14 protein-coding genes are annotated in these 14,994 nt (G+C 63.7%); 2 read left to right on the forward strand and 12 right to left on the reverse strand.

Annotated features, from left to right (window positions below; genetic code table 11):
• Positions 1-124: 124 nt before the first annotated feature.
• Complete coding sequence (glmM, locus tag FJ419_RS13955) at positions 125-1,477, reverse strand: phosphoglucosamine mutase (protein WP_140546026.1); 1,353 nt, start codon at positions 1,475-1,477, stop codon at positions 125-127.
• Positions 1,478-1,839: 362 nt separating this feature from the next.
• On the opposite strand from glmM, the gene FJ419_RS13960 reads away from it, so the two are divergent.
• Positions 1,840-2,709: a hypothetical protein gene (locus tag FJ419_RS13960; RefSeq protein ID WP_140693380.1), complete on the forward strand. Its 870-nt coding sequence runs from the start codon at positions 1,840-1,842 to the stop codon at positions 2,707-2,709.
• Positions 2,710-2,795: 86 nt separating this feature from the next.
• Here the strand turns inward: FJ419_RS13960 and FJ419_RS13965 are convergent, their stop codons facing one another.
• Positions 2,796-3,704, reverse strand: coding sequence for an NAD(P)-binding domain-containing protein (locus FJ419_RS13965; protein ID WP_348642815.1), 909 nt, complete (start codon positions 3,702-3,704; stop codon positions 2,796-2,798).
• Positions 3,701-4,465: an SDR family oxidoreductase gene (locus FJ419_RS13970; RefSeq protein WP_140693407.1), complete on the reverse strand. Its 765-nt coding sequence runs from the start codon at positions 4,463-4,465 to the stop codon at positions 3,701-3,703. The genes FJ419_RS13965 and FJ419_RS13970 overlap by 4 nt, the downstream gene beginning before the upstream one ends.
• Positions 4,466-4,648: 183 nt before the next feature.
• On the opposite strand from FJ419_RS13970, the gene FJ419_RS13975 reads away from it, so the two are divergent.
• The gene (locus FJ419_RS13975; protein WP_140693411.1) at positions 4,649-5,017 is read left to right on the forward strand and encodes a helix-turn-helix domain-containing protein; all 369 of its coding nucleotides are present in this window, start codon (positions 4,649-4,651) and stop codon (positions 5,015-5,017) included.
• A 180-nt stretch (positions 5,018-5,197) separates the two neighbouring features.
• On the opposite strand, the gene ftsH is transcribed toward FJ419_RS13975, so the two are convergent.
• The 9 genes from ftsH to tolQ all read right to left on the reverse strand — a co-directional run bounded on the left by ftsH (position 5,198) and on the right by tolQ (position 14,895).
• On the reverse strand, positions 5,198-7,132 hold the full coding sequence (gene ftsH / locus FJ419_RS13980) for an ATP-dependent zinc metalloprotease FtsH (RefSeq protein ID WP_095767284.1): 1,935 nt from the start codon (positions 7,130-7,132) through the stop codon (positions 5,198-5,200).
• 104 nt (positions 7,133-7,236) lie between these two features.
• Positions 7,237-8,610 (reverse strand): tRNA lysidine(34) synthetase TilS, encoded by a 1,374-nt coding sequence (gene tilS, locus FJ419_RS13985; protein ID WP_140693414.1) that lies wholly within the window; start codon positions 8,608-8,610, stop codon positions 7,237-7,239.
• Entirely contained in the window at positions 8,604-9,764 is a 1,161-nt protein-coding gene (gene ybgF / locus FJ419_RS13990; protein WP_140693417.1) for a tol-pal system protein YbgF, read from the reverse strand. Before ybgF ends, tilS begins: the two co-directional genes overlap by 7 nt.
• Positions 9,765-9,997: 233 nt before the next feature.
• On the reverse strand, positions 9,998-10,504 hold the full coding sequence (pal, locus tag FJ419_RS13995; protein ID WP_095767281.1) for a peptidoglycan-associated lipoprotein Pal: 507 nt from the start codon (positions 10,502-10,504) through the stop codon (positions 9,998-10,000).
• Positions 10,505-10,746: 242 nt separating this feature from the next.
• Complete coding sequence (locus FJ419_RS14000) at positions 10,747-11,124, reverse strand: four helix bundle protein (protein WP_140693420.1); 378 nt, start codon at positions 11,122-11,124, stop codon at positions 10,747-10,749.
• Between the two features lie 66 nt (positions 11,125-11,190).
• The gene (gene tolB / locus FJ419_RS14005) at positions 11,191-12,483 is read right to left on the reverse strand and encodes a Tol-Pal system beta propeller repeat protein TolB (RefSeq protein WP_246673510.1); all 1,293 of its coding nucleotides are present in this window, start codon (positions 12,481-12,483) and stop codon (positions 11,191-11,193) included.
• Positions 12,484-12,551: 68 nt separating this feature from the next.
• The gene (locus tag FJ419_RS14010; protein ID WP_140693423.1) at positions 12,552-13,706 is read right to left on the reverse strand and encodes a cell envelope integrity protein TolA; all 1,155 of its coding nucleotides are present in this window, start codon (positions 13,704-13,706) and stop codon (positions 12,552-12,554) included.
• A 7-nt stretch (positions 13,707-13,713) separates the two neighbouring features.
• Positions 13,714-14,169, reverse strand: a complete 456-nt coding sequence (tolR, locus tag FJ419_RS14015) for a protein TolR (RefSeq protein WP_140693426.1) — start codon at positions 14,167-14,169, stop codon at positions 13,714-13,716.
• A gap of 15 nt (positions 14,170-14,184) precedes the next feature.
• Positions 14,185-14,895: a protein TolQ gene (gene tolQ / locus FJ419_RS14020; RefSeq protein WP_095767277.1), complete on the reverse strand. Its 711-nt coding sequence runs from the start codon at positions 14,893-14,895 to the stop codon at positions 14,185-14,187.
• Positions 14,896-14,994 lie beyond the last annotated feature (99 nt).

The raw sequence follows: 14,994 nt of genomic DNA on the forward strand, positions 1-14,994 counted from the left end.
TTTAACCGTACCGATTAACCACGAATCTATACAATTTTAGAGGGCAGGCCGTTGTCCGATCTGCCCGCCCGGTAGCAAAAAAGCCCGCCTTGGCGGCGGGCTTAGAGGAACTGCGGGACGGTGCTCAGGCGGCGCTGCGGGTGTCCTGCAGGATGCCGACGATGTCGTTGACGACCGCTTCGACCAGTTGCGGGTCATCGCCCTCGGCCATGACCCGGATGAGCGGCTCGGTGCCGGAGGGACGGATCACGAGGCGGCCGGCCTTGCCCAGCCGGTTGCGCGCATCCTCGATGGCCGCCTTGACCGGCGCTTCCTCCAGCGGCTTGCCGCCGGAGATGCGGACATTCTTCAGAAGCTGCGGCACCGGCTCGAACTTCTTCGACAATTCGCTGACCGGCCGGTTCTGCCGCTTGATGCAGGCCAGCACCTGCAGCGCCGAGACCAGGCCGTCGCCGGTGGTCGAGAAATCGGAAAGCACGATATGGCCGGACTGCTCACCGCCGACATTCAAGCCATGCGCGCGCATGTGCTCGACCACATAGCGGTCGCCGACCTTGGTGCGGTGCAGCTGCAGCTTCATGTCGCCAAGAAAGCGCTCCAGCCCGAGATTGGACATCACGGTGGAGACGACGCCGCCGCCGGCCAGCCTCCCGCTCTGGTGCCAGGACTCGGCGATCAGGGCCATGATCTGGTCGCCGTCGACGATGGTGCCGTTCTCGTCGACGATCACCACCCGGTCGGCGTCGCCGTCGAGCGCGATGCCGATATCGGCGCGCACCTCGTGCACCTTCTTCTGCAGGCCGGCCGGATGGGTCGAGCCGCACTCCTTGTTGATGTTGAAGCCGTTCGGCTCGACATTGATCGCCACCACCTCGGCGCCGAGTTCCCACAGCGCCTCGGGCGCCACCTTGTAGGACGCGCCGTTCGCGCAGTCGACGACGATCCTCAGCCCCGAAAGCGACATCGAGCGCGGCAACGTGCGCTTGGCGAATTCGATATAGCGGTCATGCACGCCGTCGACGCGCTTGGCGCGGCCGAGCCCGTCGGAATCGGCGAGCGCCAGCTCGATATCCTTGTCGAGCATGCCTTCGATGCGTTCCTCGATCTCGTCGGAGAGCTTGTAGCCGTCGGGACCGAACAGCTTGATGCCGTTGTCGTAGTAAGGATTGTGCGAGGCCGAGATCATCACCCCGATGTCGGCGCGCAGCGAGCGCACCAGCATGGCGACCGCGGGCGTCGGTATGGGGCCGAGCAGGAACACGTCCATGCCGGCGGCGCACAGGCCCGCCACCATGGCGTTCTCGATCATGTAGCCGGAAAGCCGCGTGTCCTTGCCGAGCACGACGCGATGACGATGATTGCCGCGCTGGAAAGAGAGCCCGGCGGCCATGCCGACGCGCATGGCGATCTCGGCCGTCATCGGAAATTTATTGGCGCGTCCGCGGATACCGTCGGTGCCGAAATACTGACCTGCCATGTGTCTCAAAGTCCCCGTCGGTTTTTCAGCCGCCCGTATTGCCACAAATTGGGCAGCATCCGATCATCAAATTTCGTGATTGTATATTACCAATCCTTAGAAAAACATTGTAGCGCGCGGTGCAAGCGATTCGACAGCCTGTCACCACCTTTGACGTGGCGGCGCTATACCTGCCGGTGCGAGGCTCTTCGGCGCCCCCGCAAACCCTGGCTGGCGGCGAACCGGCAGGCAATTCATCACCTTATCGCGAATAACACACTTTGTGAGGGCGCCTGTGCCGGAAGCATCTGGCGCAACCGGACATTGAGAGCTATTGATTTGGCATAGGGACACTTATTGGCGGCAGCAAGGGAGAAAACGCCATGCTTATTCATAGACTTGCAGCTTTGACGGGTATCGCCGTCGCAACCTTGTTCCTGGCGGCGCCGGCCAACGCGCTGACCATGGCCGAGTGCAGCACCAAGTATAACGCGGCCAAGGATGCGGGAACGCTCGCCGGCCAGACCTGGAACCAGTTCCGCAAGGCCCAGTGCGGCAGCGACGCCACCGCGACCGACACCAAGGCAGCGACCGATACCAAGGCGGCGACCGATACGAAGGCCGCCGACACCAAGCCCGCCAAGAAGACGAAGGCGGCCGCCGCTGCCGACGACGCGGCCAAGGGCCTGAGCTCCAAGGAATGCAGCACCAAATACCAGGCTGCAAAATCCGCCGGCACGCTCAACGGCATGAAGTGGAACGACTTCCGCAAGGCCGAGTGCGGTCCTGGCGCAACCGCCGCGGCTGCCGCCCCGGCCACCGAAACCAAACCGGCCACGACGACCAAGACCTCGACCGCGGCTGCCGACGGCGGCAAGGGCCTGAGCATGGCCGAATGCAGCACCAAGTACCAGGCTGCGAAGACCGCCAACAAGCTGAACGGCATGAAGTGGAACGACTTCCGCAAGGCCGAGTGCGGCGCCGCCGCTGCCGACGACGACACCGTGCCTGCACCGACGGAAGCCACCTATACCAGCGAGCCGGCGAAGCCGAGCGTCGCTGCGCCGAAGGGCGTGACCTTCCCGAAGGCGATTTCGCCGAAATTCGCCACCGAGACCCCGGCCAAGGGCCGCATGCATACCTGCCTCGAGCAGTACTATGCCAACAAGGATGCCAACACGCTGAATGGTCTCAAGTGGATCCAGAAGGGCGGCGGCTTCTACAGCCTGTGCAATGCCAAGCTGAAGAGCTGATCGTTTAGTACAGATTGACGAAAGCCCGCGAGCCGCAAGGCTCGCGGGCTTTTTTGCCGGGCGCGATGTCTAAACCCGGCCCAATTTCAAGCACCTGTTTTCGGTCGTTGCAGCAGTCCGACCAGACTAGAAAGATCGGCGTTGGCGTTGCCGGCGGCCACTGCGCGTCGCATCAGGTCTTGCATCGGTAGGACGAGTTCGGCGCTGACTGCGGCCGACCTGGCGGCATCGACCAGATTGACATAGGCGTCCGCTTGCATGCCCAGATTGGAAACGACATTGCTGGTGTGATCGCCACTGTCGATCTGTTCCGCCCATTTCGGCAGCGCGCCTTGCATTGCCTCAAGCCAGGCGGTCAGCAGCGGCATGAATTCGCGAGCCGGAATTCCGGCTTTGCCTGTCAGCGCCAACGCCTGCAGAACCCCCGCGAACAGGCCGTACATGCCGGCCAGAAGCGAGATGTCGTAGAGCGGTGCGAGGCCAGCGTCCTCGCCAAGATATCGACTGGCACCAAGCGCATCGAGCCGTCCGGAATGAGTTTCGAATGCTTGCCTGGAGCCGCTATAAAGGATCAAGGCATGCTGCCCGCCAATCATCGGCGGCACCGCCATGATACCGCCATCGAGATAGTTGGCGCCGTGCCTTACGGCCCAGTCCGACATCGCCCGCGCCTGGTCGGGCGTACCGTTGGTGAGATTGACCAATGTGCGCCCCGAGAATGCGGCCTCGGCGGTGCCTAACGCCTCATGAACCGTGTCGTAGACCAGGAGGCACGCCACGATCAGCGGGCTCGATCTGACGGCTTCCTCGACATTCTTGGCCACGACAGCGCCTCTGGCCGCCAAAGCCTCCGCCTTTGCCGGGGAACGGTTCCACACGGTCACCTTATGCCCTTTATTCAGAAAGGCATGGGCAAGAGCCGTGCCCATGGCGCCGAGGCCGATTACTGCGATATCGCTCATCCTGCTTCTCCGTGACTTGCTTGCGGGGTTCACGCAGGTACCGGGCTCAGATCCTGGCCAAGGCCGCCGTCGACGGTCAGCCGCGCACCCGTGGTGAAGGTGGCATCGAACGCCAAGAAAAGCACCGCACGCGCCACTTCCTCGGCCGTCCCGTGACGCTTCATCGGCGTGACGGCGTCGCCTATCTTCATGAAGGCCGCGCGCTCTTGGGCGGACGCGCCGGCGACACCCATCGTTGGTGTGTCGATGAACCCTGGGCTGACTACATTGACGCGGATCCGGCGAGGCAGGAGCTCGGCAGCAAGCACCTTGGCAAAGGCACGGAGCGCCGCCTTCGACCCGGAATAGACACTCATGCCGCCGGTGCCGGATTCGTCGGCGATCGACGAGGTGAAGACGATGGCGCCGCCGTCCCTGATCAGCGGCAGCAGGCGCTGCGCGGTGAAGAAGGCGCCTTTGGCATTGACGTTGAAGGTGCGGTCATAGCTCGCCTCGGTGACATGCTCCACCGGTTCAAGATCAGCGACCCCGGCATTGATGTGAAGGAGGTCGATCTGCCCGAGCTTCTGTCCGACTTCCGCCCCGAGCATAGCGATGTCGCCCATGGCGCTGATGTCGGACTGCACGACGTGGGCGCGAGAAAACAGCTTCTCGCGCGCGGCCTCGATATTGCGTTGATCGCGGCCGGTGATCAGGACTTCGGCGCCGCCTTCGACGAGGAGCTCGGCGACAGCCAGGCCCATGCCGTGTGTGCCGCCGATCACCACGGCCTTCTTGTTCGTGTATCGCGTCATGATTTCTCTCTTTTGACAATATCCGTCCGCCAACGGCCTTTGCAGACCGAAGCACGCTACCGATATGATGTTGTGGTGTTCGCCGGTTTCCGACGATGCCAGGAAGCTATGGACCGGCCGAGCTTTTCTCAAGTACCGACAAAAAAGTAAGGTACCCACCGATTGCTCAGAACTGGATGAAACATGGGAAAGAGACAGCCAAATAGTTGCGGACTAGGCCCTGCGCTCGAAGCGATCGGCGGCAAATGGAAGGCGTTGCTGCTCTGGCAGTTGCACAAGGCCCCGGCACGATTCGGTGAGCTGAAGCGCCTTGTGCCCGAAATCAGCGAAAAGATGCTGATTCAGCAGCTCCGCGAGATGGAAGCCGATGGCCTGGTCAATCGCGAAATCTTCGCGGAAGTACCGCCCAGGGTCGAATACTCGATCACCGAATTCGGCGTCGAGCTGGACAATGCGCTGATCCCACTGGCCAGATGGGGCAAAGAATATGCCGGCCGCGCCGCCAGGCAGCGCCAAGGCAAGGCAAGCGCACTCGCGCCGCAGACCCTCTGAGGTGGCTCTAATGCATGTCGCCCAAAAGTGCGCAGCGATTCCGGGACAACGACGTGCAGCAAAACGAGACTTAAAGCGCGTTGCCTGAATCCGGTTCAGCGCGACGCGCGTTAGGTAGCTTCAGACAAAAGAACGCCGCGGGTTTGAAGTCGCGGCGTTCTTCTACAATTCATAACCTGGTCAGCTTGACGGCTGCGGCTCCATGCCGCCTTCGGGCTCGGGGCCTTTCTTGCGGCGGCCGCCGGTGCCGGCCTTCGGCACGGCCGAGCCGCGGCTGGGCGGGGTGTCGTCGCCGAGGTCGCGGGCAGGCTTGTTGCCCGCGATCAGTTGCTTGATCTCGTCGCCGGACAGCGTCTCGTATTCGAGCAGTCCCTCGGCGAGCGCGATCCATTCCTTCTTCTTCTTGGTCAGGATGGTCTTGGCGGTCGAATAGGCGTCGTCGATCAGGCGCCGCACCTCGGCGTCGATGATCTGCGCCGTCTCTTCCGAGATGTTCTGGGTGCGCGCCACCGAATGGCCGAGGAAGACCTCTTCCTGGTTGTCGCCATAGGCGACGTGGCCGAGCTTGTCGGAGAAGCCCCAGCGCGTGACCATGGCGCGCGCCAGCTTGGTCGCCTGCTCGATATCGGAGGAGGCGCCCGACGTGATGTTCTCCTTGCCGAACTTGAACTCCTCGGCGACGCGGCCGCCCATCATGATCGCAAGCCGCGAGATCATGTACTTGTAGCTCATCGAATAGCGGTCGCCTTCCGGCAACTGCATGACCATGCCGAGCGCGCGGCCGCGCGGGATGATGGTTGCCTTGTGCAGCGGATCGGCCGACGGCACGTTGAGCGCCAGGATCGCGTGCCCGGCCTCGTGATAGGCGGTCAGCTCCTTCTCGGCCTGCGTCATCGCCGACGAGCGGCGCTCGGCGCCCATCATGATCTTGTCCTTGGCGTCCTCGAACTCGGCCATGGTGACGAGCCGCTTGTTGCGGCGTGCCGCCATCAGCGCGGATTCGTTGACGAGGTTCATCAGATCGGCGCCGGAAAAGCCCGGGGTGCCGCGCGCAACCACCTTGAGGTCGACATTGGGCGCCAGCGGCACGTTGCGCACATGCACCTTGAGGATCTTCTCGCGGCCGACGATGTCGGGGTTCGGCACCACGACCTGTCGATCGAAACGGCCGGGCCTCAGCAGCGCCGGGTCGAGCACGTCGGGCCGGTTGGTGGCGGCGATGAGGATGATGCTCTCGTTGGACTCGAAACCGTCCATCTCGACCAGCAGCTGGTTCAGCGTCTGCTCGCGTTCGTCATTGCCGCCGCCGAGGCCGGCGCCGCGATGGCGGCCGACGGCATCGATTTCGTCGATGAAGATGATGCAGGGCGCGTTCTTCTTGGCCTGGTCGAACATGTCGCGCACACGGCTTGCGCCGACGCCGACGAACATCTCGACGAAGTCCGAGCCGGAAATGGTGAAGAACGGCACGTTGGCTTCACCGGCGACCGAGCGGGCGAGCAGCGTCTTGCCGGTGCCGGGCGGGCCGACTAGGAGCACACCGCGCGGGATCTTGCCGCCGAGGCGCTGGAATTTCTGCGGATCGCGCAGGAACTCGACGATCTCTTCAAGATCCTCCTTGGCCTCGTCGACGCCGGCGACGTCCTGGAAGGTGACGCGGCCATGCGCCTCGGTCAAAAGCTTGGCCTTCGACTTGCCGAAGCCCATGGCGCGGCCGGAGCCTGATTGCATCTGGCGCATGAAGAATATCCACACGCCGAGGATCAGGATCATCGGCAACCACGAGATCAGATAGCCGAACAGCGAATTGGAGCCGTCGGTCTCGGGCTTGGCGGTGATAGTGACGTTCTTGTCCTGCAGCCTGGAGACCAGCGACGGGTCGCCGGGCGAATAGGTCTGGAAGCCGTTGGCGTTGTCCGTGTAGTTGCCGAAGATGCGGGCGCCGGCGATGGTCACGCTTTTGACCCGGCCCGACGCGACGTCCTGCAGGAACTGCGAATAGGCGATATCCGTGGTGGCGCCGCGCGTCTGCGGCGTCTGGAAAAGATTGAACAGGGCTATGAGCAGGACCGCTATGATCGCCCAGAGCGCGAGGTTGCGATAATTCGGATTCATCTATTGTCCCGTTGGCGTCCGCGCGCGGACCCGCGATGATGGATTAGCTTGGGCCTAACATAGGGAGAGCGCCCCCCCTTGCCAAGCAGAACAGCACGTATCGGTTAAGCTTTCGCCCACCCTCGGCCATCATCATGGCGGCGGAATGGCAGTGCCGGCAACGGCGGCGCGCCGACCAGGGCCGCCGCGGCGGCGGCGGGCTCGATGTCGAAGGACGGCAGGAAGCGCGCGAAAGGAGCCACCGCCGGAGCGATCGAGACCGATCGCGAGCCGGCATTGCCGCCCGCAAGACCAAGACATTTGCCGGCGGACCATAGCGCGGGCTCCGCGGCAAGCGCGGCGCGCGAAAGGCTCGGCGGGACATCCTCGCTCAAGAACGCTTTGCCGGCGGCGGCCCCCAGCGGCGCGATCACCAAGTCGCCCGGCCCGTCTTTCAAAGTGATGCGCCGCCGATTGTCCCAGAGCCGGTTGTGCTCCGGTGGCGCGGCCACAGGCAGGTTGCGGTTCTCGCGGCGAAGGAAAATGCCGGTTCGTCGCGCGTCGATAACCGTCCGCGACAATGTGGCGCGAAACGGAGCGGACCGCAGGCGCGAAAGCAGCGCAGCGCAGCGCGTCTCGGCGGCGAGAAACGAGACGCCGCCGACGGTGGCCAACAGGATGCGCAGCGCATGGATGACGGCTTGGCCATCCTCATGTCCGGCAAGCTCGCGATCGAGGCGGATGAGGCCCGGAACCGGCCTGCCGGCAAAGGTGTCGATGAGCGTGGCGGCGCGGCGGCCGACGTCCCGGCGCCCGAAAGCCGCCTGGCCGGCCCGTGCCAGCGCCTGCGCGATACGCTGTTCGCCGTCGCCCTGCGCGAGCTTCGCTCGCACGCGCGGCCGCTCGAAGCGGGCATCGGCATTGGTCGGGTCCTCGATCCAGCCGATGTCGCGGGCCCGCAGCATCTCGCGCAGTGCCGCGCGCCTTGTGCCAAGCAGCGGCCGGACGATCCATGTCCGCCAGTCGAACAGCGTGGCGGGCGCCATGCCGGCGAGGCCTCGGCCCTCATCGTCGCGCGCCTGCCGCATCAGCACCGTCTCGGCCTGGTCGTCGGCTGTGTGGCCGGTCAGGATCAGCTTGATGCCTTCGGCGTCGGCAGCTTCGGCAAGCAGCCTGTAGCGCGCCTCGCGGGCGGCGGCTGCCAGACCGGTCGCGGGCTTGTCGCCGCGCCAGGCAAGAATGCGATGCGCGATGCCGTGCTCGGCGCAGAAGCGTTGAACGAGCCGCGCCTCAGCGGCCGAGTCCGGCCTCAGGCCATGATCGACGGTCACCGCGAGCAGCCTGGCGGCCGATGCGGTCCGGTCGAGGTGATCTTTGAGGAGAAGGAGAAGGGCGGTCGAGTCGCTGCCGCCGGACACGGCTGCAACGGCACCGGTCGAAAGATCCAGGTCGGAGAAAAGGCAGTCCAAAAGGTCAGGTTTGCTGTCAGGCGTCAGCACGACGCCAAGGCCCTTTCCTGCTTGATGCGTTCCTTGAGCGCGCCGGAAACATCGGGATAGCGCTTGCCGATTTCACCGAAGGTGGCGCAGGCGACGTCGTTCTGCTTCAGGCCGACCAGCGAAACGCCAAGTTTGAGCAGCATGTCGGGCGCCTTCTTGGCCTTCGGATAATCCTTGCTGGCGGCGAGGAAGACTTCGGCCGCGTCACGGTATTTCTGCTGCCCGAGCAGCGACTCGCCCAGCCAGTAATGCGCATCAGCCGCCTTGGCGTCCTTGGGGAAGCGGGAAATATGGTCGCGAAAACCCTGCTCGGCGGTCGGATAATCGCCCGACAGGATGAATTGGTAGGAATTGCGATAGAGCTCGTCGGGATCGTTGGTCGACGGCAGGGCCGCCACTTCGGTGCCGCCGGACTTGCTCTTCTTGGCCGGCGTTTCGGCGGGAGGAGCGCCTGCCGTGGGCGCGGGAGCTTCCGCCGGCGCGCTGGCCTGCGGGCCGGTCTCGGCGTTGACCACGTTGCCGTTCTTGTCGACGGTGATGGTGCCGAAATTCTTCGGCGGCGCGCCGGTGATCAGCTTGCCGGGATCGCCGGTCTGCGATTCCACGATGACGTCGCCAACGCTTTTGCCGCCGTTTTGCGAACCGGTGCCGGCCGGCGCCTGCGTCGCCGGGGCCTGGGCGACGCCGTTGTCGGCTCCGGCATCGCCGGTGCCGGATTGACCGGTGCCGGCATTGCCGAGATTGGTGTTGCCGGCATGGCTGTTCCCATCCTGGGGCGCGGCTTCCGATTTCTTCTGCCCGGCCGGTTTGGCGCCTCCTTGGCCCTCGAGCTGCTGGAAACGGAACTCATTGTCTTCCTGCTGCTTGCGGATCTGTTCCTGCATCTGCAGGATCTGGAAATTCATCTCCTCGATCTTGCCGTTCAGCTGGCGCAGTTGGTCTTCCAGACCAGTCACGCCGGCGCCGCCCTCCTGTTGCGCGACCTGCGCCTGTTCCGGCTTCTTCTTGTCGCCGAAGATGCCGAGCGTAGGCAGATGGAAGGTGAACCCGCTGTCGGCGGCCGGCCCGGCACTGTCGGCCGGCGCTGCAAGGCTTGGGAGGCTTGATACGAGCAGCAACGCAAGCGTGCCGCTCAGGACCGTTCTGAAGTGCATTCTGTCTCTCGCGGTGGGTGTTGGCCTGATGCGCCTTTCCAAATCAAACAAGGGGAGGAAGCGCCCTCGCGCTCATAGCAGGACGCGAGACTTCGGCCAAATTTTGTTTCGGTTTGTTGCAAAGGAAAAAGGCGGCCCTGAGGCCGCCTTTCATTTTTGGGATGTTGTATTTTTGTCGCCCGGGACGCCGAGCGCCCTTACCGAAAATCGACCCCGATCTTCGGTGTCATGCGTCAGGAGCCGGCGCCGGAAAGCGTGGTGACGGCGCGGCGGTTCTGCGACCAGCAGGAGATGTCGTCGCAGACCGCGACCGGACGCTCCTTGCCGTAAGAGATCGTCTTCAGGCGGCCGGCGGAGACGCCCTTGGAGACCAGGAAGTCGCGCGTGGCGGCGGCGCGGCGGGCGCCCAGTGCCAGATTGTACTCACGCGTGCCGCGCTCGTCGGCATGGCCTTCGATGACGATCGCATACTGGCGATACTGGTTCAGCCACTGCGCCTGGCGGGCCAGCGTGGTCTGCGCGTCGGCGCGGATCGACGAGGAATCGGTGTCGAAGAAGATGCGGTCGCCGATGTTGACGGTGAAGTCCTGCGCCGAACCGGGCGTCGCGGCGCCGGCACCGTTGAGGCCGAGATCGGCCGCGCTGTTCGGAGTCTTCTTCGAGGCGCAACCGGTAATGGCGAGCGCCATCACGAGAGCGATCATCGCTGGGTTTCTGGTAAGTGCTGCGATACGGCCCATGCCGCCTCTCCTTCGCATATGAATGATTTCGTTGATCACCCAGTAACCACGTTTGGGTTAACCGGCATTCAAGAAACACGGTTAATGTTTGGTTTCGAGCCGCCGTCCGCGACTGCTTGCCCCGCGCTTTACGAAGGGGCGACACTGCGCGCGGACCGTAGGCGGAAATGCGGCCAAAACGCGACCGGGTTGTGAAAAAGGGGAATTGAAGAATTGAGGAATTGAAGAATTGGCGAAAAGGGTCACTTCAATCTCTCCCTCAGATTCACCAGCATTCCATAGATGTGGGCATAGGCTTGCAGCCATTCGTCGCGTTGCGGCTGCGTGATGTAGCCAAGATCAAACGCGTAAGAAATCCACGTTTCCATTTCGCTGCACGATCCCAGAGCCATCGAGATGAACCGCGCGAATTCGGGCCTGGAATGGGTCTGTTTGGCGAAGCCCTCAGCCAGATTGGCGCAGATCGCCTTGCCGGATCGACGCATTTGGTCAGCCAGCGCGTATTGCTCGATTTTCGGGAAAACGAGTGTGGCTCTATGGACGTCGAGGGAAACTGCATAAGCACTCCTATAGACCTCCAGATCCTTCGCGCGCTTGATGTAGCTACCCTCTTTCTCAATTCTTCAATTCTTCAATTCTTCAATTCTTCAATTCTTCAGTTCTTCAATTCTTCAGTTCCTCAGTTCCTATTCAAGCAACGGCGACCAAGCCGGGTCCGAAGCATAGTTCGCCGTCGGAATCTGCTGCTCGTTGCGGCCGGTGAGATCGACCGAGACCAGCTTGGGGCCGCCGGCGGAGTCGCGGAAGAACATCAGCACGCGGCCGTTCGGCGCCCAGGTCGGACCTTCCTGCTGGAAGCCGGAGGACAGGATGCGCTCGCTCGAGCCGTCGGTCTTCATGACGCCGATCTGGAACTCGCCGCCGCTCTGCTTGGTGAAGGCGATGAGGTCGCCGCGCGGCGACCAGACGGGCGTCGAATAGACGCCGTCGCCGAAGGAGATGCGGTGCGGATTGGAGCCGTCCGCGCCCATGACATAGATCTGCGAACGGCCGCTGCCGCCGCCGCGGTCGGAGGTGAAGACGATCTGCGAGCCGTCCGGCGAATAGGAGGGAGAAGTGTCGATCGCGGTCGAATCGGTGAGCCGCGTCGTCGAGCGGCTCCTCAGATCCATGGCGAAGATGTTGGAGTTGCCGTCGTCGCGCAGCAGGCTCATGATCACCTTCTGGCCGTCGGGCGAGAAGCGCGGCGCGAACGTCATGCCGGGGAAGTTGCCCACCAGCTCGCGCTGTCCGGTCTCGATCTGCAGCAGATACACCTTCGGCTGCCCGCTTTCATAGGACATGTAGGTGATTTCCTGCCGGTTCGGCGAAAAACGCGGCGTCAGAACGATCGCGCGGCCGTCCGACAGGTAGCGTATGTTGGCGCCGTCCTGGTCCATGATGGCGAGCCGCTTCTTGCGGGCGTTCTTGGCGCCGGACTCGTCGACGAAGACGACGCGCGTGTCGAAATAGCCTTTTTCGCCGGTGATCCGCTCATAAATGGCGTCGGCGATGATATGGGCGACGCGCCTGGTGTTGGCGTCGTTGGCGAAGAATTGCTCGCCCGCCATCTGCTGGCCCGCAAACGTATCCCACAACCGGTACTGGGCGCGGATGCGGCCGTCGGCTTCCTTGCCGACGCTGCCGGTGACCAGCGCCTGCGCGTTGATCACCTTCCAGTCGTCGAAGCGCGGCGTGGCGTCCGGGCCGGAAATCTTTTCGATGAAGGCGCTCTTGTCGATCGGCGCGAACAGGCCGGACCGCTTCAGGTCGGCGGTGACGATCTCGGTGATCTGCGCGCCCAGCGCATCATTCGACTGAAAATCCGTGATGGCGATCGGCAGCGGTTCGACATTGCCCTTGTTGACGTTGATCTCGACGAGAGCCCATGCCGGCGCGGCCGCGCCAACGAGAGAACCCAGTGCTATTGTCGCGACCATCAGGAGCGGCTTGAGGGTGAATTTCATATCTTCTCGCTTCTCTTCGCTGATTGTGCGGAGGGCAGGCCTCAGAGGCCAAGCATTTCCCTCGGATCGAAAGTGACCTTGATCTGCGCCCAGATGTCCTGCTTTCCGGGAGGAACCTGCAGGCCGGCCATGTTGCATTTCTGGATAGCGCGCACCGCGCTTTCGTCGACCTGGCGGTTTCCGCTCGATTTCTCGACGACAGGCCGGCCGTCCAGCTTGCCGGAGGCGTCGAGATTGAACGAGATCACGGCGATGAGGTCGTCCGAGGCTTCCATGCCCGCCGGGAACGTCCAGCAACCCGCAAGCTGATCGCGCAGCGCCCCTTCCTCCGACTTCGACAGCTTCTGGCCCTGGTCCTTTTCGCCGCCGAGCGAGGCCTGCTGCGTCGAGCGCTTCGCGCCGCCGCCGGACGGCTTCTGCTTGTCCAGCAGGGCGGAAATCTCATCGGCATTGAACTGCTTGTCGTCCGACTTCGGCTTGGAAGATGCTTCCTTCACCGGCTTGTCGGCGTCCTTGCGGTCCGGCGCCTTGGCGCTTTCGGCCTGGGCGGGCTGCGGCTTCGGCCGCGCTTCCGGCGCAGGCGCGGAGTCTGGAAGCTTAGCCTCGTCGGTGGGTTGCTGCTGGGCGATCGCCTCGGCGACGGCGTCGGGCTTCACCTCGTCCTTCGGGATAGCGGCGGTCGTGTCCTTCGGCGGCGTCGGTGTCGGCTGCTTGGCCGGTGTCGGCTTGGGCTCCGTCTGCTTGACCGGCTCGGGCTTGACCTCTTCCTTCGGCGTCGGCGTCGGCGCGACTTCCGTTGCCGGGATCGGCTTCGGCTTTTCCTGCGGCTTGGGCACGTCCTCGACCGCCGGCTTCTCGGTCGGCGTCGGCGCGGGCGGCGGCGCCGCCGTTTTCTCGACCGGCTTCGGCTTGGCTTCGTCCGTCACCGGCTTGTCGGTATCAACGGTGTTCTCGCCGACCTTCTGTGCATTGGGCACGACGTCCGGCCGCTTGGTCGGCAGCGGCGCCGGTTTTTCATGCATCACCGACTTCTTGTCGCCCTGCAGCGTCTGCGGCACGGCTTCCATAGGCACGATGTCGACCGCCACCGACTCCACGTCGGCCGCCGGCATGGCAGGTGGCGACGACAGCGTGAACAGCCCGAAGGCCAGCGCCACCGTATGCAAGATCACCGATGAGGTGAGGCCGGTCCGCATTTGGCGTCTACTGATCCTGTTCCTGCAGCGAGACCAGGCCGATATTCTTGTAGCCGGCCGCCGAAATGCGGGCCATCACCTTCATTGCCGTGCCGTAGTCGGTCGACTTGTCGCCGCGGATGAAGATGCGTTCGTCGTAACCGGTCTTCGAGATCGCCTGCAGCTTGGCTACCAGCTCCTCGATCGGGATCTCGGTCTCCTGCAGGAAAATCTTGCCCGCCGAATCGATCGAAACGGTGATCGGCTGCGTGTCGACATTCATCGCCTTGGCCTGCGTGTCCGGCAGGTCGATCGGAACCCCGACGGTGAGCAGCGGCGCCGCGACCATGAAGATGATCAACAGCACCAGCATCACATCGACCATCGGCGTGACGTTGATTTCAGACATCAGGGCGTGGTGACGGCCGCGCCGCCTATGGCCGCGTCCGCCTCGCCCCGAGCCACTTGCGCCTGCAGCAGACATCCCCATGATCGGTCCTCAGCCCTTCTGCGCTACTTTTTCATCGATTTGGCGCGAGAGTATGGCGGAGAACTCGTCCGCGAAGCCTTCCATGCGCATGCCGATCTTGTTCGCGTCCGATGACAGCTTGTTGTAGGCGATGACCGCGGGAATGGCCGCAAGCAGGCCGATCGCGGTGGCGAGCAGCGCCTCGGCGATACCGGGTGCCACCACCGAAAGGCTGGTGTTCTTCGAGGCGGCGATCGCCTGGAACGACGTCATGATGCCGATGACGGTGCCGAACAACCCGATGAAGGGTGCGGCCGAGCCGGTGGTGGCGAGGAAGCCGAGCCGACCCTCCAGCTTCTCCATCTCGCGCGTCAGCGCCAGGTCCATCGCCTTGTCGATGCGGGTCTGCAGCGCCAGCGCCGATTTCGCGCCCTTTTCGAAACTCTTCTTCCATTCGCGCATGGCGGCGACAAAGATCGCGCCCATGCCGGTGGTCTTGCGATCGGCCAACGTGCGGTAGAGATCCTCCAGCGACTGGCCCGACCAGAACACCTGCTCGAAGCGGTTGAGCGCCAGCCGCATGCGGCTATAGGCGACGAGCTTGTCGATGATGATCGCCCAGGTCCAGATCGAGGCGCAGAGCAGGCCGATCATGACCAGCTTGACCACCCAGCCGGCCTGCATGAACAGGGCCCAGAGCGACAGATGCGCGCCCGGTTCGGCGAGTGCGATATTTTCCATGACTTACGTCCTTAAGATTTTCCGGGCATCGCTGGCGGCTGGCCCATGGGCATTCCTTTGGTCCGATCGCGCGAAGCGCGAAGCTTGCGGGATAGCCCC

It is taken from the genome of Mesorhizobium sp. B2-6-2, from assembly GCF_006440615.1.
In the GTDB taxonomy this organism is placed as follows: Bacteria; Pseudomonadota; Alphaproteobacteria; order Rhizobiales; family Rhizobiaceae; genus Mesorhizobium.